This is a genomic window from Pseudomonas sp. PS02303 (assembly GCF_029959925.1).
GTDB classification, from domain to species: Bacteria; Pseudomonadota; Gammaproteobacteria; order Pseudomonadales; family Pseudomonadaceae; genus Aquipseudomonas; species Aquipseudomonas mandelii.
The window spans coordinates 1-1,086 of the sequence record NZ_JASCOM010000534.1 but is presented as its reverse complement, the minus strand read 5'-3'; the positions used below and the strand labels follow the sequence as shown (position 1 = coordinate 1,086).

The 1,086-nt window shown below is 60.3% G+C and carries 1 protein-coding gene; it reads right to left on the bottom strand.

Going from position 1 to position 1,086, the window contains the following annotated elements:
• Window positions 1-79: 79 nt before the first annotated feature.
• Window positions 80-913 (bottom strand): alpha/beta hydrolase, encoded by an 834-nt coding sequence (locus QMX98_RS34720; RefSeq protein WP_282412086.1) that lies wholly within the window; start codon window positions 911-913, stop codon window positions 80-82.
• Window positions 914-1,086 lie beyond the last annotated feature (173 nt).

The following is a 1,086-nucleotide window of genomic DNA, read 5'->3' as shown; positions in this document are numbered from 1 at the left end:
GCGGTGTGTCAGGCAATGTAGATGTCGACTGACACACCGCATTCGCGAGCAGGCTCGCTCCCACAGGGATTCGGTTTCTTCAGGAGGGCTGGATTAAGGGCAGGAACCGCAGTAAAGCCGCGACGATGGCCTCGGGCGCATCCTCCTGAACCAGGTGCCCGGCATTGGGAACCGGATGAAATTGCGACCCGGCGATCATCTGATGCAGTGCCCGTCCACGCTCGATGGGAATCCACTGATCCTCCTCGCCCCACAGAATCTGCACCGGGCAACGCACCGTTGGGTACAACACCTCAGCCTCGCGGGTGTAACGCTCGTCCATCTGCGCAATCTGCCGATAGAACGCCGCTTGCCCGGGATCGCCCAGCCACGGTTGTACATAGGGGTCGAGCTCTTCATCGGGGATGTCGCGCTTGATCGCCCCGCGAATATATGCCGGTACAATCGCCTGTTGAATGTAATCGGGCAGTCCGCTGAACGCCGCTTCATGCTGGCGTACATGCTGCACGAACGGCGAACCCCAGGGCGTCAACGCCACCGGATCAATCAATGTCAGGCTGCGGTAATCCTTGCCGTTGAGCAGGTGCGCGCGCAGCGCGGTGGCACCGCCGAAGTCGTGGGCGACCACGTCCGGCCGCGCCAGGCCCCAGTGATCGAGCAAGCTCGCCAACAGGTCGTTCTGCACCCCCAGCGATACGTCGCCGGTGATTTTCTCGGATTGCCCATAACCCAGCAGGTCGAAGTAATGCACCCGGTGGGTGGTGATGAAATGTGGAGCGATGCGGTGCCACACGTAAGACGAAAAGGGCGTGCCGTGCACAAACACCAGTGGCGGGCCGTCGCCGCGCACGGCGTAGCGAACGGAATGCCCGTTGAAGCGAAAGGTCTGAGCCAGCGGCCAGTCAGTCCTCATGGGGATGTCCTCTTGGCATGTTCGAGCCAAAAAGCATAGGCATAAAAAAACAGCCAATGAAGGCTGTTTTTTGTATCACTGACGAAACGCATTGCCCATTGTGGGAGCGAGCCTGCTCGCGATAGCGTCGGCACACTTGGCATCAATGTGACTGACAGGGCGCTATCGCGAGC

What these genes read in the sequence shown, in the direction of transcription:
- QMX98_RS34720 (WP_282412086.1), bottom strand. Translation starts at nt 913, where the DNA reads ATGAGGACTGACTGGCCGCTGGCTCAGACCTTTCGCTTCAACGGGCAT.